31 protein-coding genes and 1 tRNA gene are annotated in these 26,435 nt (G+C 67.6%); 15 read left to right on the top strand and 17 right to left on the bottom strand.

The features are described from left to right. The first annotated feature begins 64 nt into the window (after nt 1-64). From rnhA to CNE_RS11580, 6 genes are all read left to right on the top strand, one after another. Nucleotides 65-502, top strand: coding sequence for a ribonuclease HI (gene rnhA, locus CNE_RS11555; RefSeq protein WP_013957305.1), 438 nt, complete (start codon nt 65-67; stop codon nt 500-502). Nucleotides 503-551: 49 nt separating this feature from the next. Next, nucleotides 552-1,292: a DNA polymerase III subunit epsilon gene (gene dnaQ, locus CNE_RS11560; RefSeq protein WP_013957306.1), complete on the top strand. Its 741-nt coding sequence runs from the start codon at nt 552-554 to the stop codon at nt 1,290-1,292. Nucleotides 1,293-1,382: 90 nt separating this feature from the next. Further along, nucleotides 1,383-1,457, top strand: a tRNA-Val gene (locus CNE_RS11565). Between the two features lie 272 nt (nt 1,458-1,729). Then, complete coding sequence (locus tag CNE_RS11570; RefSeq protein WP_013957307.1) at nt 1,730-2,434, top strand: VIT1/CCC1 transporter family protein; 705 nt, start codon at nt 1,730-1,732, stop codon at nt 2,432-2,434. Between the two features lies 1 nt (nt 2,435). After that, nucleotides 2,436-3,080: a hypothetical protein gene (locus CNE_RS11575; protein ID WP_013957308.1), complete on the top strand. Its 645-nt coding sequence runs from the start codon at nt 2,436-2,438 to the stop codon at nt 3,078-3,080. Between the two features lie 113 nt (nt 3,081-3,193). Further along, a complete protein-coding gene (locus CNE_RS11580) occupies nt 3,194-3,757 on the top strand; it encodes a hypothetical protein (protein WP_013957309.1) in 564 nt (187 codons plus the stop codon). 55 nt (nt 3,758-3,812) lie between these two features. Here CNE_RS11580 and CNE_RS11585 read toward each other — a convergent pair whose 3' ends face one another. After that, nucleotides 3,813-4,418: a cysteine hydrolase family protein gene (locus CNE_RS11585; protein ID WP_013957310.1), complete on the bottom strand. Its 606-nt coding sequence runs from the start codon at nt 4,416-4,418 to the stop codon at nt 3,813-3,815. A gap of 310 nt (nt 4,419-4,728) precedes the next feature. On the opposite strand from CNE_RS11585, the gene CNE_RS11590 reads away from it, so the two are divergent. Beyond that, the gene (locus CNE_RS11590; RefSeq protein ID WP_238552995.1) at nt 4,729-6,726 is read left to right on the top strand and encodes a sensor domain-containing diguanylate cyclase; all 1,998 of its coding nucleotides are present in this window, start codon (nt 4,729-4,731) and stop codon (nt 6,724-6,726) included. A 40-nt stretch (nt 6,727-6,766) separates the two neighbouring features. On the opposite strand, the gene CNE_RS11595 is transcribed toward CNE_RS11590, so the two are convergent. From CNE_RS11595 to CNE_RS11620, 6 genes are all read right to left on the bottom strand, one after another. After that, nucleotides 6,767-8,494: an ABC transporter substrate-binding protein gene (locus tag CNE_RS11595; protein WP_041228424.1), complete on the bottom strand. Its 1,728-nt coding sequence runs from the start codon at nt 8,492-8,494 to the stop codon at nt 6,767-6,769. 119 nt (nt 8,495-8,613) lie between these two features. Then, nucleotides 8,614-8,922, bottom strand: coding sequence for a DUF2160 domain-containing protein (locus tag CNE_RS11600; protein ID WP_013957313.1), 309 nt, complete (start codon nt 8,920-8,922; stop codon nt 8,614-8,616). A gap of 42 nt (nt 8,923-8,964) precedes the next feature. Beyond that, entirely contained in the window at nt 8,965-9,795 is an 831-nt protein-coding gene (locus tag CNE_RS11605; RefSeq protein WP_013957314.1) for a carbohydrate ABC transporter permease, read from the bottom strand. Then, nucleotides 9,788-10,672: a carbohydrate ABC transporter permease gene (locus CNE_RS11610; RefSeq protein WP_013957315.1), complete on the bottom strand. Its 885-nt coding sequence runs from the start codon at nt 10,670-10,672 to the stop codon at nt 9,788-9,790. Before CNE_RS11610 ends, CNE_RS11605 begins: the two co-directional genes overlap by 8 nt. Beyond that, entirely contained in the window at nt 10,669-11,775 is a 1,107-nt protein-coding gene (locus tag CNE_RS11615; RefSeq protein WP_013957316.1) for an ABC transporter ATP-binding protein, read from the bottom strand. The genes CNE_RS11610 and CNE_RS11615 overlap by 4 nt, the downstream gene beginning before the upstream one ends. A gap of 1 nt (nt 11,776) precedes the next feature. Then, nucleotides 11,777-12,907, bottom strand: a complete 1,131-nt coding sequence (locus CNE_RS11620) for an ABC transporter ATP-binding protein (RefSeq protein ID WP_013957317.1) — start codon at nt 12,905-12,907, stop codon at nt 11,777-11,779. A 156-nt stretch (nt 12,908-13,063) separates the two neighbouring features. Between CNE_RS11620 and CNE_RS11625 the strand changes: the two genes are divergently transcribed. Continuing rightward, nucleotides 13,064-13,834, top strand: a complete 771-nt coding sequence (locus CNE_RS11625; protein WP_013957318.1) for a DeoR/GlpR family DNA-binding transcription regulator — start codon at nt 13,064-13,066, stop codon at nt 13,832-13,834. Nucleotides 13,835-13,925: 91 nt separating this feature from the next. On the opposite strand, the gene purU is transcribed toward CNE_RS11625, so the two are convergent. Both purU and CNE_RS11635 read right to left on the bottom strand, forming a co-directional pair. Next, on the bottom strand, nt 13,926-14,792 hold the full coding sequence (gene purU / locus CNE_RS11630; RefSeq protein WP_013957319.1) for a formyltetrahydrofolate deformylase: 867 nt from the start codon (nt 14,790-14,792) through the stop codon (nt 13,926-13,928). A 96-nt stretch (nt 14,793-14,888) separates the two neighbouring features. Next, nucleotides 14,889-15,776 (bottom strand): NUDIX hydrolase, encoded by an 888-nt coding sequence (locus CNE_RS11635; protein ID WP_013957320.1) that lies wholly within the window; start codon nt 15,774-15,776, stop codon nt 14,889-14,891. Between the two features lie 56 nt (nt 15,777-15,832). Between CNE_RS11635 and glpK the strand changes: the two genes are divergently transcribed. The 4 genes from glpK to CNE_RS11655 all read left to right on the top strand — a co-directional run bounded on the left by glpK (nt 15,833) and on the right by CNE_RS11655 (nt 19,955). Beyond that, nucleotides 15,833-17,404, top strand: a complete 1,572-nt coding sequence (gene glpK, locus CNE_RS11640; protein ID WP_013957321.1) for a glycerol kinase GlpK — start codon at nt 15,833-15,835, stop codon at nt 17,402-17,404. A gap of 40 nt (nt 17,405-17,444) precedes the next feature. Next, the gene (locus tag CNE_RS11645) at nt 17,445-19,049 is read left to right on the top strand and encodes a glycerol-3-phosphate dehydrogenase/oxidase (protein ID WP_013957322.1); all 1,605 of its coding nucleotides are present in this window, start codon (nt 17,445-17,447) and stop codon (nt 19,047-19,049) included. A gap of 78 nt (nt 19,050-19,127) precedes the next feature. Further along, on the top strand, nt 19,128-19,505 hold the full coding sequence (locus CNE_RS11650) for an MliC family protein (protein WP_013957323.1): 378 nt from the start codon (nt 19,128-19,130) through the stop codon (nt 19,503-19,505). A gap of 69 nt (nt 19,506-19,574) precedes the next feature. Then, on the top strand, nt 19,575-19,955 hold the full coding sequence (locus tag CNE_RS11655) for a hypothetical protein (RefSeq protein ID WP_013957324.1): 381 nt from the start codon (nt 19,575-19,577) through the stop codon (nt 19,953-19,955). 55 nt (nt 19,956-20,010) lie between these two features. Here CNE_RS11655 and CNE_RS11660 read toward each other — a convergent pair whose 3' ends face one another. From CNE_RS11660 to CNE_RS11685, 6 genes are all read right to left on the bottom strand, one after another. Beyond that, nucleotides 20,011-20,292: a hypothetical protein gene (locus tag CNE_RS11660; RefSeq protein ID WP_041228006.1), complete on the bottom strand. Its 282-nt coding sequence runs from the start codon at nt 20,290-20,292 to the stop codon at nt 20,011-20,013. A 77-nt stretch (nt 20,293-20,369) separates the two neighbouring features. Next, nucleotides 20,370-20,594 (bottom strand): hypothetical protein, encoded by a 225-nt coding sequence (locus CNE_RS11665; protein ID WP_010814355.1) that lies wholly within the window; start codon nt 20,592-20,594, stop codon nt 20,370-20,372. 113 nt (nt 20,595-20,707) lie between these two features. After that, on the bottom strand, nt 20,708-21,115 hold the full coding sequence (locus CNE_RS11670) for a YXWGXW repeat-containing protein (RefSeq protein WP_013957326.1): 408 nt from the start codon (nt 21,113-21,115) through the stop codon (nt 20,708-20,710). A 117-nt stretch (nt 21,116-21,232) separates the two neighbouring features. After that, complete coding sequence (locus tag CNE_RS11675) at nt 21,233-21,436, bottom strand: hypothetical protein (protein ID WP_010814357.1); 204 nt, start codon at nt 21,434-21,436, stop codon at nt 21,233-21,235. A gap of 68 nt (nt 21,437-21,504) precedes the next feature. Continuing rightward, the gene (locus CNE_RS11680) at nt 21,505-21,807 is read right to left on the bottom strand and encodes a lysozyme inhibitor LprI family protein (protein WP_148271580.1); all 303 of its coding nucleotides are present in this window, start codon (nt 21,805-21,807) and stop codon (nt 21,505-21,507) included. 166 nt (nt 21,808-21,973) lie between these two features. Continuing rightward, complete coding sequence (locus tag CNE_RS11685) at nt 21,974-22,435, bottom strand: CopD family protein (protein ID WP_041228008.1); 462 nt, start codon at nt 22,433-22,435, stop codon at nt 21,974-21,976. Nucleotides 22,436-22,740: 305 nt separating this feature from the next. Here CNE_RS11685 and CNE_RS11690 point away from each other — a divergent pair, with 305 nt between their 5' ends. From CNE_RS11690 to CNE_RS11700, 3 genes are read left to right on the top strand one after another with little or no spacing between them, the layout of a single operon-like run. Then, on the top strand, nt 22,741-23,340 hold the full coding sequence (locus tag CNE_RS11690; protein ID WP_013957329.1) for a YfiR family protein: 600 nt from the start codon (nt 22,741-22,743) through the stop codon (nt 23,338-23,340). After that, nucleotides 23,337-24,602, top strand: coding sequence for a diguanylate cyclase domain-containing protein (locus CNE_RS11695; RefSeq protein ID WP_013957330.1), 1,266 nt, complete (start codon nt 23,337-23,339; stop codon nt 24,600-24,602). The genes CNE_RS11690 and CNE_RS11695 overlap by 4 nt, the downstream gene beginning before the upstream one ends. Nucleotides 24,603-24,610: 8 nt before the next feature. Beyond that, nucleotides 24,611-25,132 carry an OmpA family protein gene (locus CNE_RS11700; RefSeq protein ID WP_013957331.1) on the top strand — a complete coding sequence of 174 codons (522 nt, stop codon included), beginning with the start codon at nt 24,611-24,613 and terminating at the stop codon, nt 25,130-25,132. Between the two features lie 16 nt (nt 25,133-25,148). On the opposite strand, the gene CNE_RS11705 is transcribed toward CNE_RS11700, so the two are convergent. Both CNE_RS11705 and CNE_RS11710 read right to left on the bottom strand, forming a co-directional pair. After that, the gene (locus tag CNE_RS11705; RefSeq protein ID WP_013957332.1) at nt 25,149-25,424 is read right to left on the bottom strand and encodes a hypothetical protein; all 276 of its coding nucleotides are present in this window, start codon (nt 25,422-25,424) and stop codon (nt 25,149-25,151) included. 51 nt (nt 25,425-25,475) lie between these two features. Beyond that, a complete protein-coding gene (locus tag CNE_RS11710) occupies nt 25,476-26,324 on the bottom strand; it encodes a D-amino acid aminotransferase (protein WP_013957333.1) in 849 nt (282 codons plus the stop codon). Nucleotides 26,325-26,435 lie beyond the last annotated feature (111 nt).

Genomic DNA, 26,435 nt, shown 5'->3' on the forward strand with positions numbered 1-26,435 from the left:
CAGCGCCCTTCTCCTGCCCCCTTCAATGCGCCACCCGCCCGGCGGGTGGCCACCATGGAATCACATGCAAGAAGTCACGATCTACTCCGACGGCGCCTGCAAGGGCAATCCCGGCCGCGGCGGCTGGGGCGCGGTGCTCATCGCCGGCACCAGCGAGAAAGAACTGTTCGGCGGCGAGCCCAACACCACCAACAACCGCATGGAAATGACCGCCGTGATCGAAGCGCTGCGCGCGCTCAAGCGGCCCTGCGTCGTGCGTGTCTATACCGACTCGCAGTATGTCCAGAAGGGCATCAGCGAATGGCTGCCCGGCTGGAAGGCCCGCGGCTGGAAGACCGCCGACAAGAAGCCGGTCAAGAACGCTGACCTGTGGCAGGAGCTGGACACCCTGGCGCAGCCGCACCAGATCTCCTGGCACTGGGTGCGCGGCCACAACGGCCACCCCGGCAACGAACGTGCCGACGCGCTGGCCAACCGCGGCGTCGAATCGATCGGCCGCTGATCCCTTTCGCTAACAAGAAACCGCGGAGCGCCCGCGCCGCTCCGCTAGAATGCCCGCCATGCGACAAATCGTTCTCGACACCGAAACCACCGGCCTGAGTGCCGCCACCGGCGACCGCCTGATCGAAATCGGCTGCGTCGAGCTGATGAACCGCCGCCTGACGGGGCGCCACCTGCACTTCTACGTCAACCCGGAACGCGATATCGACGAGGGCGCGATCGCCGTGCACGGCATCACGGTCGAGTTCCTGGCCGACAAGCCCCGCTTTGCAGAAGTCGTCAACGACATCCGCGAGTTCGTCCAGGATGCCGAGCTGATCATCCACAACGCGCCGTTCGACCTGGGCTTCCTCGACATGGAATTCCAGCTGCTGGGCCTGCCGCCGTTCCGCCAGCATGCCGGCAATGTGATCGATACCCTGCGCGAAGCCCGCCAGATGTTCCCCGGCAAGCGCAACTCGCTCGACGCCCTGTGCGACCGCCTGGGCATCAGCAACGCCCACCGCACGCTGCACGGCGCCCTGCTGGATGCCGAGCTGCTGGCCGAGGTCTACCTGGCCATGACGCGCGGCCAGGACTCGCTGGTGATCGACATGCACGACAGCACGGCGGGCGCAGGCGGCGCCGTCGCCAGCGCCGACCTGTCGCGCCTGGCCCTGCCGGTGCTGCGCGCCACCGATGAAGAACAACAGGCCCACCTCGCCCTGCTCAAGGGGTTGGACAAGGCCAGCGGCGGCAAGACTGTGTGGCAGGAGGCCCCGGCGGAAGCACCCGGAAGCTTGGCTGCCTGACAAAAAAGTTCAAAAAGGGCTTTACAAGATACAGAGACCTCTGCATAATCTCATTTCTCTGCTGCACGACGGCAACGACGACGCAGACAGGGGTGGTTAGCTCAGCGGTAGAGCACTGCCTTCACACGGCAGGGGTCACAGGTTCAATCCCTGTACCACCCACCAGACAAATGGCGAGCAACTGCCTAAGTTGCCAGGAAACCCAGACAGCGCAAGCTCTCTGGGTTTTTTGTTGTCCGGCGTTTGCCCAGGTTTTCTACCCTCCCCGGAAAACCGTGGTTCACGACGCCAATCAAGGCAGGCTGGCCTGGCATATTTGCGCCTGGCGCGCATACTTGTCCACAGAACGACAGGCTTGGCAGGCACAGTCGCCCTCGCCCCCACCGGGCCATCCCTATCGCCCATCCGATCATCGACGCAGCTTTCGGGAGTCCGCCATGCCCGATTCACCCAGGACGACGATCCATGCCGGCGCGACCGTGCCGCCGGAGGATGCGCAGACACGGGAGCCGGTGCTGGACGTGGTCGACCGCGTCTCCGAGATGTGCTTCGGCCTGTTCATGGCGCTCACTTTTGTCGGCGCGGTGTCGAGCGGCACGGGCGGCCCGAATGCCAGCCGCACCATGATGCATGCCGCGCTGGGCTGCAACCTGGCCTGGGGCATGGTGGACGCGGTCATGTTCCTGATCCGTACGCTGGCAAGCCGCGGCCAGCGGATCTCCCTGGCGCTTGCCGTCAGGAATGCTAGCGACCAGGCCACTGCGATCGGCCTGATTCGCGATGCGCTGCCTCGCGCAACGAAGTCGCTGGTCACCGACAAGGAACTGGAAGCCATGCGGGCACGGCTTGCCGCCGCCCCGGCGCTGCCGCCCCGCCCCCGCCTCAACATGGCCGACCTGCTGGGTGCCGTGCGCATCTTCTTTATCGTTGTGCTGACCACGTTTCCGGTCGCACTGCCGTTCGTACTGCTGGACGACGTCAGACTGGCGCTGCTGATCTCGCGCGGGCTAACCCTGGCCATGCTGTTCGTCGCCGGGTGGGCGCTGGGCCACTATGCCGGCTTTGGCGGCTGGGTCACTGGCGCAGCCATGACGGCGCTGGGCGTCGTCATGACCATCGCCATCATCGCGCTGGGCGGCTGAGATGCGAGGCGCGATCCTGCTCCTTGCCGCCGCCCTTGGCGCGGGCGCGGTACAGGCACAGGAGCCGCCCCAGCCCGCGCCGGATGCCGCCGGGCAGGCGGCCGGCTCACCCTGGACCTTCTCGGCAACAGGCTACTGGAACATGCCGCGCCAGAGCGGCGACTACCTCTCCGGCATCTTCATCGCGGAAAGGAAGCAGCTTCACCTCGAGGCAAGAAGCAACTACGAGGCAGTCCATTCGCAGTCAGCCTTCATCGGCTGGACCTTCTCGGGCGGCGAAACCATCCAATTCAAGGCGACACCCATCGTTGGCTTCGTGGGAGGCTCCACCCACGGCCTGATCGGCGGGATCGAGGCCAGCGTGGCAGTGAGCAAGTTCGACTACTACATCGAAGCCGAATACCTGGACGCGCGCGGCGAGGAACCGGGCTATCTCTACGCCTGGAGTGAACTTGGCTTCCGCCCGGTCGAATGGCTGAGGCTGGGCCTGGTCGCGCAACGTACCCGGATCTACGGGAGAGACCGCGAACTCCAGCGAGGCGGCTTTTTCCAGGTCACGGTGCGCAGGTTCACGGCGGGCTTCTACTGGTTCAACCCGGGCTCGACGGACCAGGTCGCGATCCTTTCGCTGGGCGTGAGCTTCTAGGCCACAGCCACGTCGCGACGCAACCTTTCCGTTGCCAGCGACAAGGCTTATCTCATTTCCGGCCACTCACCTGCCGGCTACCTTGACTGCTCCGACCTGCACCGGAGCACGACTTGCCATCCGCCTGCCTCCCCACCGCGACCGAAACTGAACCCGCCCTGCCCTGGACCGGCCGTAACCCGATCAGTGCCGGCTGGTTCGAGATGCGCCCGGCGCGCGTGCCGCGCGATGCGCGGCCGCTCTATGACGAAGACATGGATTGCATCATCGGCTACCACCGCAGCTTTGCCTCGGTGGCGTCCACCTATGACCTGGCGGGCGCGGTCGTGGCGCTCGATGCATGCGTGGATGCAGATGGCGCGGGGCGCGCACCGCTGCTGGTTGCCGGCACGCTGTGGCAGGCGCGTGTGCGCGGCATGACGCGCAGCGGCGCCGAGGGCGAAGGACTGGCAGCGCCCGCGACAACGCTGGCGCGGCTGCACGGGCGCTTCATCGCACTGGCCCGGCAGCCGCTGCACTTCACGCTGGCCGCGCTGGCGGACACGAACCGCGGTTCGTGCCGCTGCATATCCTGCGGCTGGCGATGCGCTGCGGCACGCGGCCCGCTGCGGCAGCGGACACGGCACGCTTTGTCGCGCCGATCACCCGGCGGGGCGTGCCGACCGCGCTGGAATTGACGCCGCGACCGCGCGACCATACCGTGCTGCGCGTGCGCACCTGGCCCATCGCTGCTTAGCCGTGCCAGGCCCCTGCGTCTGCAACGACCGTGGCAAAGCGGTCATTCAACGCGGCCAGCGTGCTGCGGTGAAGATCGGCCGCAGGTACCGCGGGGCCGCCGAGCGGGTCAGGCAGGTCGCGCGTGGCGCAGGCAGCGGCCACCACGGTGCTGCGATAACCGTGGTCGAGCGCCGAGCGCACCGTGGCGCTGACACACATATGCGTCTGGAAGCCGGCCACGATCAGCTCCTTGCGGCCGAGCCTGGCCAGTTCGTCGGCCAGGGTGGTGCCGGCGAAGCTGTTGGGCAAGCCCTTGGTGACGGTAATCTCACCGGCCTGCGGCCCCACCCCTTCGATGAAGGCGGCATACGGCCCGGTCGGATCGAACGCCATGCTGCCCGGCCGCCCGTGATGCGCGACATGGATCACCGGCGTGCCGTGGCTGCGCGCCAGCGCCAGCAACTGCGCGCAGGCAGCCACGGCCGCGGGCATGCCGACCAGCGGCAGGCGGCCGTCGACGTATTCGCGTTGATGGTCGATCAGGATCAGGACGGCGGCATCCCAGGCGGAAGGGGTGCGGCTGGCGCCGGCCAGGCCAAGCAGCGTAGTCGGTATAGTCATTGGCGTTTTGGGCTGGAAGGAATCAGGAACCGCGAGACGGGCCCGCCACATCGCGGGCCATCCCGCATGCTAATGCCAAGCCGGAATCCGTGCATGAGTGCGCGTGGCGATCTCGCCACCGGCCACGCCCTTCCCTGTAGCGCGGCAGGCACGTTACGCGTACAGCCGGGCACGCGGTTGCAAACAGTTGCGAATTTCATCTTGACATCTGCTAATCTTGATTTCACGTCCCGGACAGGAATCTCGGGTCGGCAACACGATGCGGCCGGGACGGGAATACGGGTCAGTGCGCACAAGAAATAAGTCAATCATGCAGCACTCTTTGAAGTACCGGATGGCGTTCGCCACGGCGGGTGTGGTGACGCTGATCATCGTGCTGCGCGCGCTCTACGCGCAGTACTACGCCTACGACGGCCTGAAGACCCTGCAGCAGACGCAGCAGGACACGCTGGTCAAGATGGTGGCCGAGCAACTCGATGAAAAACTGCAGGGCCGGGCCGCCGTCCTGCGGCGCGTGGCGCGCCAGCTCTCCCCCATGCTTTCGGCAAAGCCGGCCGAACTGCGCCGGGCCGTGGAAGGCCTGGTGGAAATGCCCGAGGCCTTCAACGCCGTCTTCCTGGCCGCGCCCGACGGGCACCTGGTGTTCAGCACCGCCGTGCCGGATGGCGTGCGCCTGCGCGTGGACGATCGCGACTACTTCCGCGATATCCAGCAGGGCCAGGCGTTCGCGGTGTCGGACCTGATCCAGGGCAAGCAGACCAATGCCCCCGGCGTGGTGCTGGCAGTGCCGCTGCACGGGCCGGGTGGCGAGTTGCGCGGCGTGCTTGGGGGCGTCCTGAACCTCGCGGACAGCAACTTCCTGCGCGAGCTTGCGCACAGCCGCGTGGGCACCACCGGCAGCTTCTGCCTGGTTTCCGCCGGCACCAATCCCCGCTATGCAATGCATCCGGACGTTGCCCGCGTGCTGAGCCCCGCACGCGCGCTCGGCGAAGCCTGCGGCGCCGACCACGCCCCCGCCTTCCTGGAAATCCTGACGCCGACGCAGCCGATCGTGGCGCGCTACCTGCTGGCATCCAACGGCTGGGAGGTGGTGGCGGTCCTGCCGGCAGCCGAAGCCTACGCGCCGCTGGTCGCGGTGCGCCAACGGACCCTGGTCATTGGCGCCATCACCATGCTGCTTGCCGCCGCGATGATGTGGCTGGTCATGCGCCGGCTGCTTGAACCGCTGCAGCGGCTGCACCGCGCCGTGCGCCAGATCGGCACCAACCCGGCAGCGGTGGCGGACCTGCCCGCCGGCCGTGCCGACGAGATCGGCGAACTGGCCGTGACCTTCGCCGAGGTGGTGGCGCAGTTGTCGGAGCGCGAAGCCGCGCTGAAAGCGGCCAAGGACCGCGCCGCCGAAAGCGAGAAGCGCATCGAGGCGATCGCCAACCATGTGCCGGACTTTGTCTCGTTCATCGACATGCAGCAGCGCTATGTCTTCGTCAACCAGGCCTATGCGCAGCGGTATGGCGTGCCGGCGCAGCAGATCGTGGGGCTGTCGCTGCGCGAACTGTGGGGCACCCAGGAATACCTGGCCTGCCAGCCGTACCTGGAACAAGCCCGGGCCGGGCAGTCAGTTACCTTTACGCGGGAAAGCGCCGACGGCACCGAATGCATGGAGATCACCTACCAGCCGGCCTGGAACGATGCCCAGGACACCGTCATTGGCCTGCACATGTTCGGGCGCAACGTCACCCATGAGCGCGAAAAACTGCGCAGCCTGGAAGCGCAGACCATCTCCGACTACCTCACCGGCCTGCTCAACCGCAAGGGTTTCGACCGGCGCCTGGCCGAATGCATGGCCCGCGCCAGCGCCGACGGGCGCTCGCTGGCGCTGCTGCTGGTGGACCTGGACGACTTCAAGGGCGTCAACGACAGTTTTGGCCATCCGGTGGGCGACCAGTTGCTGGTCGCCTTTGCGCAGCGGCTGCGCGCCTGCGTGCGCAAGGGCGACGCGGTCGCGCGCATCGGCGGCGATGAGTTTGCTGTGATCCTGGACGGCGTTGCCGACCGCCAGGCCATGGCGTCCATCGCCAACACCATCGTGCAGGACGCGCGCTTGCCCTTCGTGATCGACGGTCACACGCTGGCGGCCCCGGCCAGCGTCGGCTCGGCCATCCATGACGCGCGCCACACCATGACCGCGAGCGAGTTGTTCATGCACGCCGACATGGCGCTGTACGAGGCCAAGCGGCATGGCAAGGCGCGTTATGCGGTGCAGGCGGCGGCAGAGGCCCAATCGGAAACATCGGACTTGACCACGTAAGGCATTCAACCGTCGCCGGCAGCATCAACGCTTCGGCGCCTCAGCGCACCTTCCCTTCCTTCCACGCCTGCAGCAGCTTGTCGTAAGGAATGGTCTCGCCCTTCGGCTTTTCGTCGGCCAGCTTCTTCCACGGCGCATGGTCGTTCGACAGCCACTTGCCCGGATCTCCCTTCGGGTTGAGCTTGGGCGCGCAGTTGCTCATGCCCGCGCGTTGCAGCCGCGCCATGACCTGGTCCATCTCTTCGGCCAGCGTGTCCATGGCGGCTTGCGGCGTCTTCTCGCCGGTCACCGCGGTGGCCACGTTCTTCCACCACAGCTGGGCCAGCTTCGGATAGTCGGGCACGTTGGTGCCGGTCGGCGTCCAGGCCACGCGCGCGGGGCTGCGGTAGAACTCGACCAGCCCACCGTACTTGGCCGCGTTCTTGGTCAGGTAGTCGTGGTGGATGTCGCTGTCGCGGATAAAGGTCAGCCCGGTCAGCGACTTCTTCAGCGAGACCGTCTTGGACGTGACGAACTGCGCGTACAACCAGGCGGCCGCCAGCTTGTTGGGGTCGGTGTTCTTGAAGAAGGTCCACGAGCCCACGTCCTGGTAGCCGTTCTGCATGCCCTGCTTCCAGTACGGGCCGTACGGCGACGGCGCCATGCGCCACTTGGGTGAGCCGTCGGCATTGACCACTGGCAGCCCCTTCTTGGTCATGTCCGCGGTGAAGGCGGTGTACCAGAAGATCTGCTGCGCCACCTGGCCTTGCGCGGGGACCGGGCCGGCCTCGGAGAAGGTCATGCCCATCGCCTGCGGCGGCGCGTACTTCTTCATCCAGTCGATGTACTTGGTCAGCGCATAGACCGCCGCCGGGCTGTTGGTGGCACCGCCGCGCGACACCGAGGCGCCGACCGGCGTGCACTTGTCCTCGGCGACGCGGATGCCCCACTCGTCCACCGGCATGCCATTGGGCAGGCCCTTGTCGGCGGTGCCGGCCATCGACAGCCAGGCGTCGGTGAAGCGCCAGCCCAGCGACGGGTCCTTCTTGCCGTAGTCCATGTGCCCATAGACCTTCTTGCCATCGAGCTCCTTCACGTCGTTGGTGAAGAAGTTGGCGATGTCCTCATAGGCCGACCAGTTGGTCGGCACGCCCAGGTCATAGCCGTACTTGGCCTTGAACTTGTCCTGCAGGTCCTTGCGCGCAAACCAGTCGGCGCGGAACCAGTACAGGTTGGCAAACTGCTGGTCGGGCAGCTGGTACAGCTTGCCGTCCGGCGCGGTGGTGAACTTGGTGCCGATAAAGTCCTTCACGTCCAGGCCGGGGTTGGTCCACTCCTTGCCGGCGCCGTTCATGTAGTCGGTCAGCGGCAGAATCGAGCCGTAGCGGTAATGCGTGCCTATCAGGTCCGAGTCAGAGATCCAGCCATCGTAGATCGACTTGCCGGACTGCATCGAGGTCTGCAGCTTCTCGACCACGTCGCCTTCCTGGATCAGGTCGTGCTTGACCTTGATGCCGGTGATCTCCTCGAACGCCTTGGCCAGCGTCTTGGATTCGTACTCGTGCGTGGTGATGGTTTCAGACACGACGCTGATCTGCGTGACACCCTTGGCCCTGAGCTTGGCGGCGGCATCGATGAACCACTTCATTTCGGCCTGCTGCTTGTCCTTGGCCAGCGACGAGGGCTGGAACTCATTGTCGATCCACTTCTTCGCTTCCGCCTCGCCTGCCCAGGCGGACCCGCAAGCCAGCGCAGCCGCGCAGGCAAGGGCTGACATCCCCAACTTCACGTGCACTTTCATTGGTGTCTCCTCAAGAATTCCCCTCCCCGGCTATGGTCCTGGTGGCGGCCCCGGGGCAGGGATAAGCCGCAAACCCTCCATCCAACCGTGATGCTTCCGATCCCCGGCTAGCCCTTGCGCATGATCAGCGCCAGCACCAGCATCGATACACCGAAGCTGATCCAGACCGACGGCTCTTCGGACAGCGACAGCCACGCGGTGACCTTCTCGCCCAGTCCTACCCACGCCAGGTTGACCCAGGCGGCGCACATCAGCCCGATAAACAGCCGGTCGCCACGCGTGGTCGCGATCGGCAGGAAGCCCTTGCGCAGCACCGAAGGCGCGCGTATTTCCCAGATAGTCATGCTGATCAGCATGACCACGATGCAGCCGAAGAACACCGCTACCGGCGTCGTCCAGACCATCCAGCTCAGCATTGCGCCGTCTCCTTGTGTTGTGATCAGGGTTGCGCCGTGCGCTTACACGCGGCCCATCGCGAAGCCCTTCGCGATGTAGTGCCGCACGAACCAGATCACGATGCCGCCGGGCACGATGGTCAGCACGCCGGCCGCGGCCAGCACGCCCCAGTCCATGCCCGATGCCGACACCGTGCGCGTCATGGTGGCGACGATGGGCTTGGCGTTGACCGAGGTCAGCGTGCGCGCCAGCAGCAGCTCCACCCAGCTGAACATGAAGCAGAAGAACGCCGCCACGCCCACGCCGGCCTTGATCAGCGGCAGGAAGATGGTCAGGAAGAAGCGCGGGAACGAGTAGCCATCGACATACGCGGTCTCGTCGATCTCGCGCGGCACGCCCGACATGAAGCCTTCCAGGATCCACACCGCCAGCGGCACGTTGAAGACCAGGTGCGCCAGCGCCACGCCAAGGTGGGTATCCATCAGCCCGATGGTGCTGTAGAGCTGGAAGAACGGCAGCAGGAACACCGCGGGCGGTGTCATGCGGTTGGTCAGCAGCCAGAAGAACACATGCTTGTCGCCGATGAACTGGTAGCGCGAAAAGGCATAGGCCGCCGGCAGCGCCACGCTGATCGAGATCACCGTGTTCATCGCCACGTAGATCATCGAGTTGACGTAGCCCGAATACCACGACGGGTCGGTGAAGATGGTCTTGTAATGCTGCAGCGTGAATTCCGCGGGCCACAGCGACAGCGTGGAGACGATCTCCTCATTGGTCTTGAACGACATGTTCACCATCCAGTAGATCGGCACGATGGCAAACAGCAGGTAGACCAGCAGGAAGCCCGCGCGCCACCAGGTGGCGCGGTTGGCGGGGGTGCGCAATTCAGCCATGGGGCATGTCCTCGCTGCCGGCGGTGCCCGCGCGCTGCATCCAGTTATAGAGGATGAAGCACATGAGCAGGATGATCAGGAAATAGACGATGGAAAACGCCGCCGCCGGGCCCAGGTCGAACTGGCCCACGGCCTTCTGCGTCAGGTACTGCGACAGGAAGGTGGTGGCGTTGCCGGGACCGCCGCCGGTCAGCACGAAGGGCTCGGTATAGATCATGAAGCTGTCCATGAAGCGCAGCAGCACCGCGATCATCAGCACGCCGCGCAGCTTGGGCAGCTGGATATAGCGGAACACCGCCAGGCGCGAGGCGCCGTCGATCTGCGCGGCCTGGTAGTAGGCGTCGGGAATGGCGCGCAGGCCGGCGTAGCAGAGCAGCGCCACCAGCGGCGTCCAGTGCCAGACGTCCATCACCAGCACCGTGATCCAGGCATCGAAGGCGCTGCCGGTGTAGTTGTAGTCGAAGCCCATCGCCGCCAGCGCGGCTCCCAGCAGGCCGATATCGGTGCGCCCGAAGATCTGCCAGATGGTGCCGACCACGTTCCACGGGATCAGCAGCGACAACGCGATGATCACCAGCACCGCCGATGCCTTCCAGCCCCTGGCCGGCATCGACAAAGCCAGCAGGATGCCCAGCGGGATCTCCACCAGCAGCACCGCCAGCGAGAAACCGAGCTGGCGCAGCAGCGCGTCGTGCAGCTCGCCGTCGCGCAGCACAGTGCGGAACCACTCAGTGCCGACAAACACGCGCCGCTCGGGCGAGATGATGTCCTGCACCGAGTAGTTGACGATGGTCATCAGCGGCAGGATGGCGGAGAACGCCACGCACGCCACCACCGGCAACACCAGCAGCCAGGCCTTCTGGTTGACGGGCTTCATTGGACCAGTTCCTCGTTGACGTAGTAGCAGGTATGGCGGTTGAACACCGACAGCCAGGCGGTGTCGCCCGGGCGCAGATCGGCTGCCTCGATACCCAGCCGCGCGCGCAGCGTGCCGGCCAGTGCGCCCGCCTCCTGCACGCCGCCAGTCAGAAGCCAGTAAGTGCCGATATCCTGCGCGCGCTCGACCCGCACCGGCACCGCCTGCGCGTCGCTCTCCGGCGCCAGGCGCAGATACTCGGGCCGCACGCCGATGCGGAAGCTGCCGGCCTCGCGCAACGCCGCTTCGACTGACGGCGACAACCCCGGCATGTAGCGGCGCCCGGCCAGCTCGACCGCGCCGTCGCGCCACTGCCCGGTCAGGAAATTCATGCCCGGCGAGCCGATGAAATGCCCGACGAAGGTATGCGCGGGCCGCTCGAACAGCGCATCGGCCGGCCCCACCTGCACCGCCTTGCCGCGCGACATCACCACCACCTGGTCGGCAAAGGTCAGCGCCTCGGTCTGGTCGTGCGTCACGTAGATCAGTGTCAGGCGGAACTCGTGATGGATTTCCTTGAGCTTGCGCCGCAGCTGCCATTTGAGCTGCGGGTCGATCACCGTCAGCGGCTCGTCGAAGAGAATGGCCGACACGTCCTGGCGCACCAGCCCGCGCCCCAGCGAGATCTTCTGCTTGGCGTCCGCGGCCAGGCCGCTGGCGCGGCGATCGAGCGTGGCCGACAGGTCCAGCATCTCGGCCACGCGCCCTACCCGCTCGCGCACCTGGGCTTCCGGCACGCCGCGGTTGCGCAGCGGGAAGGCCAGGTTCTCGCCGACGGTCATGGTGTCGTAGATCACAGGGAACTGGAACACCTGGGCGATATTGCGCGCCTGCGGCGTGGCAGCGGTCACGTCGCGGCCGTCGAAGGCGATGGTGCCTTGCGAGGGCCGCAGCAGCCCGGAAATGCAGTTCAGCAGCGTGGTCTTGCCGCAGCCGGACGGGCCCAGCAGCGCATAGGCGCCGCCGTCTTCGAACGTGAATTGCAGCGGCAGCAGCGCGTAGTCCTCGTCGGTACGCGGATTCGGCACATAGGAGTGCGCCAGGTCCAAGTCGATGCGCGCCATCTCAGCCCCCTGCCCCGGCAGCCGCGGCCGCGCCGCCGGGCACGTCCGCGGCCAGCCCGCCCGGCCGGCGCGGCGCGTGGATGCGGCGCCCGTCGGCGTCGAACAGGTAGATCTGCTCGGGCAGCAGATGCAGCGACAGCGGCTCGCCCAGCGCCAGGTCGAGCACGCCGGCGAACTGCGCCACCAGGTTGCCCACCGGGGTATCGGCGTGGACAAAGGTGTCCGAGCCTGACAGCTCGGCCAGCGCCACGCGCCCGGGCACCGCCACCGCACCCGGCTCACCGGCCAGGCGCAATGCCGACGCGCGCACCCCCACCGTGACCGGGCCGTCGTGCCCGCCCGCGCCGGGCACCGGCACGGAGATATCGCCGGCCAGCGTGACCCAGCCGCCCTGCAGCCTGCCCTCGACCAGGTTCATCGGCGGATCGTTGAACGCACGCGCCACGCGCAGCGAATCGGGATAGTGGAAGACCTGGGGTGTCGGGCCGTACTGCAGCAGTTCGCCGGCGTCCAGCACCGCGGTATGCCCGCCCAGCAGCAGCGCTTCGCCGGGCTCTGTGGTGGCATAGATCACGGTGGCGTCGCCATGCGCGAACAGCTGCGCCAGTTCCTCGCGCAGTTCTTCGCGCAGCTTGTAGTCAAGGTTGACCAGCGGCTCGTCCAGCAGCATCAGCGGCGCCTCCTTGGCCAGCGCGCGCGCCAGTGCCACGCGCTGCTGCTGCCCGCCGGAGAGCTCGGACGGATAGCGGTCCAGCAGGTGGTCGATATGCAGCCGCCCGGCCAACTCGCGCACGCGCGCGGCAATCTCTGCGGCCGGCGCCTTGCGCCGCAGCCGCAGCGGCGAGGCGATGTTGTCGAACACCTTGAGCGACGGGTAGTTGATGAACTGCTGGTAGACCATCGATACATTGCGCTCGCGCACCGGCATGCCGGTCACGTCGTGGCCGTCGACCAGCACGCGGCCGGCGCTGGGCCGGTCCAGCCCGGCCATCACCCGCATCAGCGACGTCTTGCCCGCTTGCGTGGCGCCCAGCAGGATGGTCACCGCGCCCGGAACCGGCACGAGTGTCATCGGATAGAGATACGCCTGCGAACCTGCCTGCTGTGCGACGCCTTCCAAACGTAGCTGCATCCGGTCTCCATGTTCGATATGCTTCCCGCATCACAGCTTTGGCGCGATGCAGGCGCACAAGTCTTGGCTTTACGTTCGTTTTAGCAACAAAACGAACGTAAAACAATAGTGCACTGCATCATTTGTTTTCGTTTCTGTTTGAACTAGAATCCCGGCATGACCCTGAATCCCCGCCAGACGGCCCTGCTCGAAGAAGTCCGCACCCAGGGCTTTGCCTCCATCGACGAACTTGCGCGCAAGTTCGGCGTCACGCTCCAGACGGTACGCCGCGACGTCAACCTGCTGGCCGAGTACGGCATGCTGGCGCGCTTCCATGGCGGGGTGCGGGTGGAGGGCTCCACCACCGAGAACATCGCCTACCGGCAGCGGCAGGTGCTCAATGCCGAGGGCAAGGCGCGCATCGCGCGCGCGGTGGCCGCCGTGGTGCCCGAGGGCTGCTCGCTGATCCTGAACATCGGCACCACGGTGGAAGAGATAGCGCGCGAGTTGATGCACCACCGCGGGCTGCGCGTGATCACCAACAACCTGAACGTGGCCAATATCCTTGCCGACAACCCCGATTGCGAGGTCATCGTCGCCGGCGGCGTGCTGCGCTCACGCGACCGCGGCATCGTGGGCGAGGCCACGGTGGAGTTCATCCGCCAGTTCAAGGTCGATATCGGGCTGATCGGCATCTCGGGCATCGAGACCGACGGCACACTGCGCGACTACGACTTCCGCGAGGTCAAGGTGGCGCGGACCATCATCGAACATTCACGCGAGGTGTGGCTGGCAGCGGACGCCAGCAAGTTCAACCGCCAGGCGATGGTGGAACTGGCGCACGTGTCGCAGGTCGACCGGCTCTTTACCGATGAGCCGCTGGCAGCGCCGTTCGACCAGATCGTTGCCGACAGTGGGGTGAAGTGTGTGGTGGCGGAGCGGGACTGACCCGCTGGCCCGGCATCCCCGCGCCGGCGGGGATGCGGCCGCCGTGAAGCGGCAGGATTCCCGCGGGCGCGGGAACCGGGGGACGGCGAGCTTACTTGAACACCACGGTCTTGTGGCCGTTCAGCAGGATACGGTGTTCGGCATGCCACTTGACCGCGCGCGCCAGTGCCACGCATTCCACGTCGCGGCCGACGGCGGTCAATTGCTCCGGGTCCATGCTGTGGTCCACGCGCTCGATCTCCTGCTCGATGATCGGGCCTTCGTCCAGGGCGGCGGTGACGTAGTGCGCGGTCGCCCCGATCAGCTTCACGCCGCGCTCATGCGCCTGGTAGTACGGCTTGGCGCCCTTGAAGCTGGGCAGGAACGAGTGGTGGATATTGATCGCGCGGCCGGCCAGCTTGCGGCACAGGTCGTCGGACAGCACCTGCATGTAGCGCGCCAGCACCACCAGGTCGATCTTCTGCTCCTGCACCACGTCGAAGACGCGCGCTTCCTGCGCGGCCTTCTGCTCGGCCGAGGCGTTCATCAGCGGCAAGTGGAAGAACGGCACGTCGTACGACGCCGCCAGCTGGTAGAAGTCGCGGTGGTTCGAGACGATGGCCGCGATCTCGACCGGCAAGCCGCCCACCTTGGCGCGGAACAGCAGGTCATTCAGGCAGTGGCCGATCTTGGACACCATGATCATCACGCGCGGCTTGACGGCGGCGTCGTTCAGTTCCCACTGCATGCCGAACTGGTCGCCCACCGGCGCGAACGCGGCCTTCAGCGTGTCCAGGTCCGGGCCGCCGGCGGCCGGCGTGAAATGCACGCGCATGAAGAAGCGGCCGGTGTACTCGTCACCGTACTGGTCGGAATCGACGATATTGCAGCCGTGCTGGAACAGCAGGCCCGAGACGGCATGGACGATGCCCGGCTGGTCGGGGCACGAGAGGGTCAGGATGAATCCGGTGTTGCTCATGGTGTGTTGTTCTGTCGGAATGGCGCGGCGCAAGGCCGGGAAAATCAGGTCAGCGAGGTCGGCAAGACCGGCACAGGCGGAACCCGCGGCGACGGCTCAGGCGCGCTGGTCAGGACCGAGCCAGCCGCGCCGCCCAAGGGCATCCAGCGTCACCAGTGTCGCATCGACCGTCATGGCGCCGGCCGACATGATAGCAAGCAATGCGACCACATCGACGCACCGGTGCTCGCTGACCTCGCCATCCTGGTTGCGCGGCGTGAAGCCGGGCGGCAGCAGCAGGTCGTAGACGCAGACCTGCTCCCACTGTACGCCTTCGGGCAGGTCGCGCAGCACCTCGATCACGCCGTGGGCCTGCGCGCCCTGCGCCAGCGCGGGCGGGATGCCGGATTCTTCCTCGCATTCGCGCACCAGCGTCGCCAGCGGATCGCTGCCGTGCGGCATGCCGCCGGCAACCAGGTTGTCCCACATGCCGGGGTCGACCGACTTGGCCGGGCTGCGCCGCGAGATCCACAGCGCGGGACCGCCATCCACATCGCCATCGACAATACCGTTCATGTGCGAGGCAAAGGTCAGCAGCCCGAGAAAGCGCGCCGCCGCGCGTTCCACCACGCCGAGTGCGGGCGCGTCCAGCGCGGGCGTGACCGCGAACAGTTCATCGCGCCAGCCGCGCACGTGGCCGGCATCGGCCAGCTGGCGGGCCAGCGCCTGCAGCGCGGCGCTGCGCGCGTCGAAGTCATTGCGCCCGGGCAGCAGTTCAACCGCCGTGGTGCCATTGGCCAGGCGCTCGTCCGGGCCGAGGATGGCGCCCATGCCACGCAGGATTGCCGCATGGGCGCGCGGCAGCCAGCCAACCTGCTGGCCGGCCACCATCAGGCGCAGCTTGGCGGCGGCATCGAAGCCGCTGCGCGCCGCCAGCGAGGCGGCAATCTGCGCGGCGAGGTTGCCCGCGGGGTCCGCGGGCGGCAACGAAGACGTTTCAGCCATCAGGAATCCATGCGCCGGCCGGGCCGGCGCGCTTTGTCATTGTCAGGATTGAACGCATGAACCAGCCAGCCGCGCAGGCCCAGCGCCCTGCATCGTCCCAGCTTCCCACCGAGCCGCAATATGTGCTGGCGCTCGACCAGGGCACCAGCAGCTCGCGGGCCATCCTGTTCGACCATGCCGGCAATGTGGTGCGACTCGCGCAGCGCGAGTTCCGCCAATATTACCCACATCCCGGCCATGTCGAGCACGACCCTTACGAGATCTGGCAATCGCAGCTGGCGGTGGCGCACGCGGTGCTGGCCGATGCCGGCATCTCTGCCTCGCAGGTGCGCGCCATCGGCATCACCAACCAGCGCGAGACCACTGTGCTGTGGGACCGCAAGACCGGCGAGCCGGTCGGGCGCGCGCTGGTCTGGCAGGACCGCCGCACCGCGCCCATGTGCGAGGCACTGCAGGCCGCCGGCCACGGCGAACTGTTCCGCGACAAGACCGGCCTGATCATCGATGCCTACTTCTCCGGCACCAAGCTGCGCTGGATGCTCGACAACATCGAAGGCGCGCGCGAACGCGCCCAGCGCGGCGAACTGGCCTTCGGCACCGTCGACAGCTGGCTGATCTGGCAGCTGACCGACGGCGCGCGCCATGTCACTGATGTGTCAAATGCCTCGCGCACGATGCTGTTCAATATCCACAGCTTCGAGTGGGACGACGCGCTGCTGGCGCTGCTCGACATCCCGCACGCGCTGCTGCCTGAGGTGGTGGCGTCCAGCGGCGAGGTGGCGCGCACCTCGGCGCGGCTCTTCGGCATGCAGATCCCCATTGCCGGCATCGCCGGCGACCAGCAGGCCGCCACCTTCGGCCAGGCCTGCCTGTCGCCGGGCATGGCCAAGAACACCTACGGCACCGGCTGCTTCCTGCTGATGAATACCGGCTCGCAGCCGGTCACGTCGCACAACCGGCTGCTGACCACGATCGGCTGGCAGATCCGCGGCCAGACGCAATATTGCCTGGAAGGCGGCGTGTTCATGGGCGGCGCCACCATCCAGTGGCTGCGCGACGGCCTGAAGATCATCAACAGCGCGCCCGAGGTCGAGCCGCTCGCGCGCCAGTGCGACGACACCGGCGGCGTGGTGCTGGTGCCCGCCTTTGCCGGCCTGGGCGCGCCGCACTGGGACCCCTTTGCACGCGGCACGCTGGTCGGCATGACGCGCGGCACGGGCCGGCCGCAGATCGCGCGCGCCGCGCTGGAATCGATCGCGCTGCAGAGCGTCGATGTGCTGGAAGCCATGCAGAAGGACGCCGGCATCTCGCTGGCCGAGCTGCGCGTGGACGGCGGCGCCTCGCGCAGCGACCTGCTGATGCAGATGCAGGCCGACCTGCTCGGCACCCCGGTGGTCCGCCCGCGCGTGACCGAAACCACCGCGCTGGGCGCCGCCTACCTGGCGGGCCTGGCCACCGGCTACTGGAGCGATCCGGCAGAGATCGCGCAGCAATGGCAGGTGGAGCGGCGCTTTGAGCCGAACCTGTCGGCTGACGCGCGCGGCCACCGGCTGGCGCGCTGGCATCGCGCCGTCGACCGCGCGCGCGACTGGGCGCGCGAGGACCAAGCCAACGGCAGCCACGCCTGAGCGCCGGCCCACCCCGAACACACTCCCCAAAAAAAGCGTCATGCAGAGAGTCTCCACCCCGATCCAGCCCCCCGACCGCGCCGCCCTGCTCGCCACCCTGGAGCGCGAGCCGCGCTGGGATGTGATCGTCATCGGCGGCGGCGCCACCGGCCTGGGCACCGCAGTCGATGCCGCCTCGCGCGGCTACCGCACGCTGCTGGTCGAAGCCGCGGATTTTGCCAAGGGCACCTCCAGCAAGGCCACCAAGCTGGTCCATGGCGGCGTGCGCTACCTGGCCCAGGGCAATATCAGCCTGGTGCGCGAGGCCCTGCACGAGCGTGGCCTGCTGGCGCGCAACGCGCCGCACGTGGTGTGGCCGCTGGGCTTCGTGGTGCCGGCCTACCAGCTGTTCGACCAGCCCTTCTACGGCATCGGCCTCAAGGTCTACGACATGCTGGCTGGCGACCTCAACCTGGCCGGCAGCCGCTGGCTGAATCACCGCGAGGTGCTGGCTGCGGCGCCCAACCTGGCCGAGCACGTCGGCGGGCGTCCGCTGCGCGGCGGCAACCTGTATTTCGACGGCCAGTTCGACGATGCGCGGCTGGCGGTGGCGCTGATGCGTACCCTGTTCGACGTGGGCGGCACCGCGGTCAACTACATGCGCGTGACGGGCCTGAGCCAGCAAGGCGGCGTGATCAGCGGCATGACCGTGCAGGATGTGCTGGGCGACGCCACCTTCCACCTGCGCGCCGACTGCGTGATCAACGCCACCGGCGTGTGGGTCGATGCGATCCGGCAGATGGAGGACGGCCACGCGCGCGCCATGGTCGCGCCCAGCCAGGGCGTGCACCTGACGCTGCCGCGCAGCTTCCTGCCGGGCGAGCGCGCCATCCTGATCCCCAAGACCGACGACGGCCGGGTGCTGTTCGTGGTGCCATGGAACGGCCACACCATTGTCGGCACCACCGACACGCCGCGCCGCGACCTGCCGCTGGAGCCCGACGCCGGAGCCGACGACGTCGATTTCATCCTGGAAACCGCGTCGCGCTACCTTGCCAGGGACCCGACCCGTGCCGACGTCACCAGCGTCTGGGCCGGCCTGCGGCCGCTGGTGCGGGCCACCGGCGAGGCCTCGACCGCGTCGCTGTCGCGCGAGCATACGATCCTGGTTTCCAAGGCCGGGCTGATCACCGTCACCGGCGGCAAGTGGACCACTTACCGCAAGATGGCCGAAGACGTGATCGAGACCGCGATCCAGCGCCAGATGGTTCGCGCGGCCCCGTGCGTGACCGCCGAGCTGCCCCTGCACGGCGCGGCGGGGCTGCCGGCCGGGCTGCCGCCGCCGGATTCAGGCTCGCCGGACCGCTACTACGGCAATGAGCTGGACCTGCTGCGCGCGCTGCCCGGATATGACCGGATGCTGGCACCGGCGTCGGGCCTGACCGAGGCGCACGTGCGCTTTGCGGCCCGGCACGAACTGGCGCGCCGGGTCGAGGACGTGTTGGCCCGCCGCAACCGCGCGCTGTTCCTGGACGCGCGAGCCGCCGTGGATGCCGCGCCGGCCGTGGCCGCGATCCTGGCCGAGGAACTCGGCGAGAGCGAGGCCTGGCAGGCGCGCGAAATCGAGAGCTTCCGCACGCTCGCCGCCGGCTACATGCTCGGCTGACCCGGACGCCGGCGCAACCGCCGCCGGCGCCGCCCATCTCAACTGGCTGACACACCACCTGTTGACCAAGGCAAACCCATGACCACTCGCCCGATCCTGTCCTGCGCCCGCGCCGTGGCCCTGCTCGCAACCGTCGGCGCCTGCGCCGCGGCGCACGCCGCCCGCGCGCCCGGCATCGAGGGCGTGCGCTTCCCGGACGTGCGCACCGTGCGCTACCAGTGCGACGGCGGCAAGACGCTTTCCGTGCGCTATTTCAACAGCCCGGACAACCAGGCGGCGGTGTTCCGCATCGAAGGCAAGCCGGTGCTGGCGGTCAGCACCGTGTCGGCCTCCGGCGCGCGTTATGTCGGCGGCCGCTACGAATGGTGGACCAAGGGCGAGGAAGGCACGCTGCGCGACCTGATGCAGGCCGAAAACGCCGCGCCAGCGCTGGCCAACTGCCACGCAAAGCCCTAAGCGCCACGTCACCGTTTGAGGTGGCGGCGTTCCGGGCGATAATGTGGGGATTGAATCAGGGAGAACACCATGGACGAGATTGAAGATCTGTCCGATCTGCCGATGCCCCGCTTTATCTGGGGCTTCGCCGTTATCGCAGGCAAAGGCGGCGAGGTCATGCACGACGAGTTCGAGTATCTGACCCACACCCGCAGCCCGCGCTTCACCTGCCGCGTAGTCGAGCTAGAAGACATGCCGGCGGAAAGCGAGGAAGACGCCATCGATGGCCGCATCGTCCATGATGACGATCCGAGCCGGATGTTCTATATCACCGATGCCGGCATGGCGCTGGTCAATTTCCAGCTGTTCGACAAGATGCCGGACAAGCAGAAATTCAAGCGCATCTGCGACGAAGCCATCGCCAACTGGATGCTGCGCCGCGAATTCCTTGACGAAGAAGAAGAGGACTGACCCGCTCGTGACCTGATGGGGTCAGACAGGTGGCCGCGGGCGCGGCCACCATGTTTCAGCTCTCGGCCTGCTCCGGCGGCAACGCGCCCGCCAGCAGTTCATTGAGCAGCCCGGTCATGCCACCGGGGTGATCCACGGCAAGCGCCTGCAGGCGCTTGACCAGCGTGCCGTCCAGCTTGCACGCAAAGGGCACCAGACCTTGCTCCTGGTCCAGCCGGCGCTGTTCGCGCCGGTCCGGGCGCGCAGCGCCGCCGGGAATACCCCGCCCCGCCGTAGCCTGCTTCAGGCTGTTGGCGATCTTCAGGCCCTTGTTTTTTTCCAGGTCCGTTTTCTTCACGGCATTATCCGAAAGTCTGTAGAGGCCGGTATTGTACGCACCCGCGGCACCCACCGGCCGCAAGGCGACCGGCGCCGCTATTCGTTGCCGACTTCGATCAGTTCGGCGGCCACCCGCTGGATTTCCGCATAGACCGGAATGGCCTCCATCGGCCCGGTGCAGCCCACGGCCGTGGCCTGGCTGGCATCGGCGCCAGGCGGCAGGAACACAAAGGCCATGCCGGGCTGCCAGCCGGGATGCTTGCGCAGGCTGTCATTGAGGATGTCGAGATACTGCGCGCGCGTGAAAACGTGCTTTGCCATTGCTACCTCCGGTATCCGCTGCCGATGCGCCGCGCGGGCGCGGTTGTCATGGCGGCGATCGTAGCATGGCAAGGCCACCCGGCGTCACCGTGCGGCGCCGGGCGGCTGGCGCATCAGCACTCGCCCTTCTTGGCGTGGCCGGGCGGGCAGTGATAGCCCTTGTCCTTGTGGCCCTTGTCCTTGTACCCGCCCTGGTCCCAGCGCCCCGGCACCAGCACCCAGCCGTCGCGCGACTGGATCCAGCGCGGCGACTCATAGATATAGCCGGGGCGTTCACGTTCCCAGCGCCCCTTCTTCCAGGCGTGCTTGTGGTAGTGGTCATCCCAGTCCCAGTAGCCCGGCACCCAGACATAGCCTGAGCGCGGCGTGGGCACGACCTCATAGATCGGGGCCGGCGGTGGTACGCCGATGGCAACGTTGACCGACACCTGGGCCATCGACCCCGCACTGAACGTCAGGCCGGAACCCAGCAGGGCCGCCAGCAGGAGGGCCCTGGCCGGCCGGAGCGCGCGATGTGTCATGGGAGTCCTTTCTAGTGGAGGAACATGCCCACAGTCTAGCGCGCACCGATCCCGGCGCATTGTAAGAAACGGTATCCGTTGATCACAAAGATGCCGGCGCGCAACACTGGCCCCAGCCTAGTGGTCTTCGGCCATCGCCTTGAGCTGGGCCTCGCCCGCTACCCGCGCGGCATCCGAGGTGGTGAAGGTGTCGTCCGAGACGATGGCGCGCCGGATCTGCTGCGCGCCGAAGTCCACCAGCGCGATGACCCACACATAGCGCCCCGCCTGGGGCGCCGTTTGCACAAAGGCCTTCAGGTTGTTCCGCGATTCACTTGCCATGATCCATCTCCTGGTGAGACGTGCCGCAGCACAGGTGTCTGGGGAACTCTAGCACATGGCTGGCCCGCTCACCGGGCTGCGGCCTCCGTGGCGAAGTCACGCAATTCGCGCGCCCGCGCGGCCGTCATCCGGGCCATGCAGGTCGCCCCGGCCACGCGCGCGGCGGTGCCGCCGGCCGGATTGGCCATATAGGCGCAATTGGCCTGGCGGAACTCCAGCCAGACACGCTGCGCCACCCGCAACTGGCCGGTGCGCGGCGCTTCCAGCCGCCGCAGCAAGGCTTGATAGGCGCTGTTCAGCGCCACGTCCTGGACCCGTGTTTCGGCCGCGGCGCAGCCGAGCATGTCGGCAGTCGACATGGCCTTGGCCATGCAGCGTTCATATTCAGCGCTCAGGCCATTGCTTTGCTCAGCGCGGGCCGGTGCGCCCGCCACGGCAAGACCAAGGATGGCAAGACATGCGATGACGCGCATAACGGCTCTCCCTTTGCTTGGTGGTGACGCGACGATGCTGGGCCATGCCGGGGCATCGGGCCGCTCAGGCCAGCCAGCGCCCCAGCGTGGCCACGGCGATATTGACCAGCCCGAGCACCAGGTTGGTCCCCACCGCCTGCCGGATGCGGTTCAGCGCGGCACCGGCGGCCGGCCAGTCCTGGGCCTCCACGGCCCGGCCCAGCACGCGATACGGCCCAAACCACACGTAGCAGAAAATCACCGTCATGACGAGGCCGATGCCCATCATCAGGTGCCAGTTGCGTGGGGAAGCGGACATGCCCACTGCGGCCATCATCGCCGCGCCGCTCAGCAGGATCGCGATCACCGCCGCCCACACCCACGGGAAGAAGCGGGCAAACACGCCGCGCCAGAGCCGCAGCCGCGGCGGCGGCTCCAGCACGGTGCCGGCCACGGGCCGCAGGCACAGGTAGGCAAAGAACATGCCGCCCACCCAGACGGCAACGCCGGCAACGTGCAGGAAGCGGAAAAGCGGGTCGGAAATCATGGCGGCAAGCGGCGGCGAGGCGCGCGTTGGGGACGATGGCCCCATTCTAAGTGTTGTGTCCGCCACGGCGAAGCGCTGCGCGCGTTCCAGCCTGACTTCAGGAAAACAACGAAAAACCGTTAAACATTCCGTATCACGCCGCGTCGCAAACTGGCCCCACGGAATCATGCCCGCACAAGCGCGTTCCGGGGCCGAGCCCACCCGCGGCTAACGCTTGACCGCCCGGAACCGGCCCCCGGACAATAACCGCGGCTGCGGCCAGCCCGCCACCCACACCGGCCGTACCGAACCTCCTGCCCCAGACCATGGCTCCTGCCCCAGCCAGCGCCCTTCCCGGTGCCGATTCCGCCCGACGTCCCCCGCTGCTGCGCCGCGCCCTGCCGGCCCTGCTCGCCGTGACGCTGGCGGTGCTGCCAGCCATGCTGCCGCCGGCGGTGACGGCGCAGCCCGCGCCGCAGCGCACCGACCTGGTCGCGCGCGTGGTCTTCAGCCTGCTGGGGTATGCACGCTGGCCGGTCGAGCGCGACCCCGTGCGACTGTGCGTGGACAGCACCAGCCACTACTCCGCACGGCTGATGGAAGGCGGCACGCTCGCCAACGGCCGGTCGGTGCGCACGCGCCAGGTCGACGTGCTGGCCGACATGCTGCATCCGGCCTGCGATGCCCTCTACGTCGGCGCCATGAACGAAGCCCGCCGCAAGCGCCTGTCGGGCGAACTGACCGGCCGCCCGGTACTGGTGATCGCCGAAGAAGACTTCGAGTGCGAGGTCGGCAGCATGTTCTGCCTGAACATCCGCGACCAGCAGGTCTCGTTCCGCGTCAACCTTGACACGCTCGCGCGCAGCGGCGTGCATGTGCACCCCGGCGTGCTGCAGCTGGGCCGCCGCAAGGGAGCGCCGTCATGAGCGCGCACCAGCCGGCGCGCGGCAACGGCGCCCGCCCCACCCTCTACAGCGTGCTGCGCCGGATCCACCTGGGCGTGGCGCTGATCGCGGTATTCACTGCCGGGGTCTCGCTGACCGCCCTTGGCCTGACCGCACTGCGCGTCTATGCCGAACACAACGTGCGGCTGGTGGCCCGCTCGATCGCCTACACGCTGGAAGCGCCGGTCGTATTCCGCGACCAGGCGGCCACCGGCGAGACACTGGCGGCCATCGCCGCGTCCGAGGACATCGCGCGCGCCACCGTCTACGACCACGACAACCACGTGCTGGCCGAATGGCAGCGCCCCGGCCAGGCGCCACTGACCGGCTTGCGCCACGTGCTGAGCGAGTGGCTGAGCATGGGCGTCGTGGAACAACCGATCCTGCACCAGACGCAACCGGTCGGCATGCTGCGCGTCAGTGGCAACGCCCGCAACCTGCTGCATTTCCTGCTGCAGGGCGCGCTCGGCCTGCTTGGCTGCCTGCTGCTGACCGCCGTCGGCGCCCACTACCTGGCCAGCCGGCTGCTGGTGCAGATCGTCGAGCCGCTGCGCAACCTGATGCGCGTGGCGCACGCGGTGCGCTCCAAGCGCGATTTCGCGCAGCGCACGCCGCCAGCCAGCATCGCGGAACTCAATGCCCTCAGCGAGGACTTCAACGGCCTGCTGGACGAACTGCAGACCTGGCAGAACCAGATGCAGCACGAGAACCGCTCGCTCGCCCACCGCGCCAACCACGATGCGCTGACCGGCCTGCTCAACCGCGCCGCCTTCGTCGAAGCGCTGGAGCACGCCGTGCGCCATGCCGCGGCCAACGACGAGTACGCGGCCGTGCTGTACCTGGACAGTGACGATTTCAAGAACATCAACGACCGCCACGGCCATGCTGCCGGCGACGCCGTGCTGGTGGCCGTGGCCCAGCGCATCCGCACCAGCCTGCGCGCCAGCGACACCGTGGCGCGCATCGGCGGCGACGAATTCGCCGTGCTGGCCGCAGCGCTGCGCGCGCCGCGCGACGCCATCCATATCGCCGAGCATATCCTGCACGCGATGTCCGCCCCGATCGACCTGCCCGACGGCAGCACGGTGCAGGCGTCGCTCAGCATCGGCCTGGCCGTTTTCCCTGTCCACGCACAAGGCAGCCAGGCGCTGCTGCACGCAGCCGACGCCGCCATGTACGGCGCCAAGCGGCGCTCCGGCGGCACCTGGCAAAGCGCCGAGCCGCGCCTGGACGTCACGCAGTGAGAACCCCCATGCCCGAACGCCCGACCCTGCCCTGCTGGAAGTCCCTGTGGAAACTCTGGGTCGCCGCCATCGTGCTGACGGGGCTGTCGCTGGCCGGCTGCCAGACCGCGCCGCCAGCCACCGGGTTGTCTCCGGCCCAGGTCGCGGTGCTGAAGCAGGAAGGTTTCGCGCTGACCGATGAAGGCTGGGAACTCGGCCTGTCAGACAAGCTGCTGTTCGGATTCAATGAGGACCTGATCGACGCTGAGCGCGCCGCCAATGTGCAGCGCCTCGGGCGGGCGCTGAAGGGCGCGAACATCGAGCGCCTGCGTGTGGATGGCCACACCGACGACGCGGGCTCGGCCGAATACAACCAGTCGCTGTCAGTGCGGCGCGCCGAAGCCGTGGCAAGGCTGCTGGCGGGCGCCGGCTTTGCGCCGGAAAGCATCGAAGTTCGCGGACGCGACAAGAGCCGCCCGGTGGCCGACAACCGCACCGCCGCCGGACGCGCCGAAAACCGGCGCGTCGCCATCGTCGTATCGGTCGACTAGGACGGCGGCCGGCGCTTCAGTCCCCGAACGGATTGGGCGCGCGGTTCTCCGGCGCTTCGCTCAGGTCGAACTCGTCGCGAACCTTGTCGACCACCGCGCGGATGCTGGCCTCGTAGCCGGACGCATTGCCGAAGCCCGTCATATTCCAGTTGCGCCCGCGGGCATCGCGCGCGTGCGGCACAGGCGCCGGCACCCGGACCTTGGCGCCGTCCTCGCCGATTTCATAGATTTGCTGGATGCGCCGGCTAACCTCGTCCTGCAGGGCACGCCGGCCACGCTCACGCTTGGCCATGGCTGACTCCTCGATGATTCCCGAGGCATCCTAGCACGCACGCAAATCCGCTCAAAGCGCAGCCTTGGCAGCCTGGTACGCAGCGTAAAGCCGGGCAAAGACCGGCCCCGGCACGCCCTTGCCAATGGCGCGGCCATCGATGGTCACCACCGGCAGCAACTCCTTGCTGGCCGACGACAGCAGCACCTCATCGGCGGCGAACACCTCTTCCCTCGCGATGCGGCGCGCCTCCAGCGCAATCCCCATCGCGGCACAGACCTCTTCCATGAACCCGTAGCGGATGCCTTCCAGGATCAGGTTGTCCTTGGGCGGCGCCATCACGCGGCCATCGCGCACCACCCACACATTGGACGCCGACGCCTCGGTCAGCCAGCCATCCCGGAACTGGATCGCCTCGATCACGCCGTGCTCCACCGCATGCTGCGCCGCCAGCACGTTGCCCAGCAGCGACGTCGACTTGATCTGGCAGTTCAGCCAGCGCCGGTCCTCCATCGTCACGCACGCCACGCCCTGCTCAAGCATCTGCGCCGACGGCAACGCCATCGGGTTGGTCATGATCAGCACTGTCGGCACGACCTCCTTCGGAAACGCATGCGTGCGCCTAGCGACGCCGCGCGACACCTGGATGTAGACCAGCTGGTCCGACAGGCCGTTGGCCTGGACCACCTCTCCGACCAGCCCCAGCCACTGCCCGGCGCTGTACGGATCGGGAATCCCGATGCCCTCCAGGCTGCGGTGCAGGCGGGCCAGATGCTGGTCCCCGCGGAATGGCTTGCCGTTGTAGTAAGGGATGACTTCGTAGATGCCATCGCCAAAGATGAAGCCGCGGTCGAGGACGGGGATGCGGGCTTCGGAGAGGGGGATCAGGGTGCCGTTGAGGTGGACGATGGGGTCGGACATGGGGGCAAGTGCAGAGATCGAAAGAGATGCCTGATTCTTTCACGAGCAGGCAGGCAGGTTCATGCAATTTGCGCATGAGGTTGGCTACCCATGCCATGTCGGCGCCGGCGC

This window comes from Cupriavidus necator N-1 (assembly GCF_000219215.1).
In the GTDB taxonomy this organism is placed as follows: domain Bacteria; phylum Pseudomonadota; class Gammaproteobacteria; order Burkholderiales; family Burkholderiaceae; genus Cupriavidus; species Cupriavidus necator.

Excerpts from the sequence above, each read along its gene's own strand:
- rnhA (WP_013957305.1), top strand. The coding sequence starts at position 65 with ATGCAAGAAGTCACGATCTACTCCGACGGCGCCTGCAAGGGCAATCCC.
- dnaQ (WP_013957306.1), top strand. The coding sequence starts at position 552 with ATGCCCGCCATGCGACAAATCGTTCTCGACACCGAAACCACCGGCCTG.
- CNE_RS11570 (WP_013957307.1), top strand. The coding sequence starts at position 1,730 with ATGCCCGATTCACCCAGGACGACGATCCATGCCGGCGCGACCGTGCCG.
- CNE_RS11575 (WP_013957308.1), top strand. The coding sequence starts at position 2,436 with ATGCGAGGCGCGATCCTGCTCCTTGCCGCCGCCCTTGGCGCGGGCGCG.
- CNE_RS11585 (WP_013957310.1), bottom strand. The coding sequence starts at position 4,418 with ATGACTATACCGACTACGCTGCTTGGCCTGGCCGGCGCCAGCCGCACC.
- CNE_RS11590 (WP_238552995.1), top strand. The coding sequence starts at position 4,729 with ATGCAGCACTCTTTGAAGTACCGGATGGCGTTCGCCACGGCGGGTGTG.
- CNE_RS11600 (WP_013957313.1), bottom strand. The coding sequence starts at position 8,922 with ATGCTGAGCTGGATGGTCTGGACGACGCCGGTAGCGGTGTTCTTCGGC.
- CNE_RS11605 (WP_013957314.1), bottom strand. The coding sequence starts at position 9,795 with ATGGCTGAATTGCGCACCCCCGCCAACCGCGCCACCTGGTGGCGCGCG.
- CNE_RS11610 (WP_013957315.1), bottom strand. The coding sequence starts at position 10,672 with ATGAAGCCCGTCAACCAGAAGGCCTGGCTGCTGGTGTTGCCGGTGGTG.
- CNE_RS11615 (WP_013957316.1), bottom strand. The coding sequence starts at position 11,775 with ATGGCGCGCATCGACTTGGACCTGGCGCACTCCTATGTGCCGAATCCG.
- CNE_RS11620 (WP_013957317.1), bottom strand. The coding sequence starts at position 12,907 with ATGCAGCTACGTTTGGAAGGCGTCGCACAGCAGGCAGGTTCGCAGGCG.
- CNE_RS11625 (WP_013957318.1), top strand. The coding sequence starts at position 13,064 with ATGACCCTGAATCCCCGCCAGACGGCCCTGCTCGAAGAAGTCCGCACC.
- purU (WP_013957319.1), bottom strand. The coding sequence starts at position 14,792 with ATGAGCAACACCGGATTCATCCTGACCCTCTCGTGCCCCGACCAGCCG.
- CNE_RS11635 (WP_013957320.1), bottom strand. The coding sequence starts at position 15,776 with ATGGCTGAAACGTCTTCGTTGCCGCCCGCGGACCCCGCGGGCAACCTC.
- glpK (WP_013957321.1), top strand. The coding sequence starts at position 15,833 with ATGAACCAGCCAGCCGCGCAGGCCCAGCGCCCTGCATCGTCCCAGCTT.
- CNE_RS11645 (WP_013957322.1), top strand. The coding sequence starts at position 17,445 with ATGCAGAGAGTCTCCACCCCGATCCAGCCCCCCGACCGCGCCGCCCTG.
- CNE_RS11650 (WP_013957323.1), top strand. The coding sequence starts at position 19,128 with ATGACCACTCGCCCGATCCTGTCCTGCGCCCGCGCCGTGGCCCTGCTC.
- CNE_RS11655 (WP_013957324.1), top strand. The coding sequence starts at position 19,575 with ATGGACGAGATTGAAGATCTGTCCGATCTGCCGATGCCCCGCTTTATC.
- CNE_RS11665 (WP_010814355.1), bottom strand. The coding sequence starts at position 20,594 with ATGGCAAAGCACGTTTTCACGCGCGCGCAGTATCTCGACATCCTCAAT.
- CNE_RS11670 (WP_013957326.1), bottom strand. The coding sequence starts at position 21,115 with ATGACACATCGCGCGCTCCGGCCGGCCAGGGCCCTCCTGCTGGCGGCC.
- CNE_RS11675 (WP_010814357.1), bottom strand. The coding sequence starts at position 21,436 with ATGGCAAGTGAATCGCGGAACAACCTGAAGGCCTTTGTGCAAACGGCG.
- CNE_RS11680 (WP_148271580.1), bottom strand. The coding sequence starts at position 21,807 with ATGGCCAAGGCCATGTCGACTGCCGACATGCTCGGCTGCGCCGCGGCC.
- CNE_RS11685 (WP_041228008.1), bottom strand. The coding sequence starts at position 22,435 with ATGATTTCCGACCCGCTTTTCCGCTTCCTGCACGTTGCCGGCGTTGCC.
- CNE_RS11690 (WP_013957329.1), top strand. The coding sequence starts at position 22,741 with ATGGCTCCTGCCCCAGCCAGCGCCCTTCCCGGTGCCGATTCCGCCCGA.
- CNE_RS11695 (WP_013957330.1), top strand. The coding sequence starts at position 23,337 with ATGAGCGCGCACCAGCCGGCGCGCGGCAACGGCGCCCGCCCCACCCTC.
- CNE_RS11700 (WP_013957331.1), top strand. The coding sequence starts at position 24,611 with ATGCCCGAACGCCCGACCCTGCCCTGCTGGAAGTCCCTGTGGAAACTC.
- CNE_RS11705 (WP_013957332.1), bottom strand. The coding sequence starts at position 25,424 with ATGGCCAAGCGTGAGCGTGGCCGGCGTGCCCTGCAGGACGAGGTTAGC.
- CNE_RS11710 (WP_013957333.1), bottom strand. The coding sequence starts at position 26,324 with ATGTCCGACCCCATCGTCCACCTCAACGGCACCCTGATCCCCCTCTCC.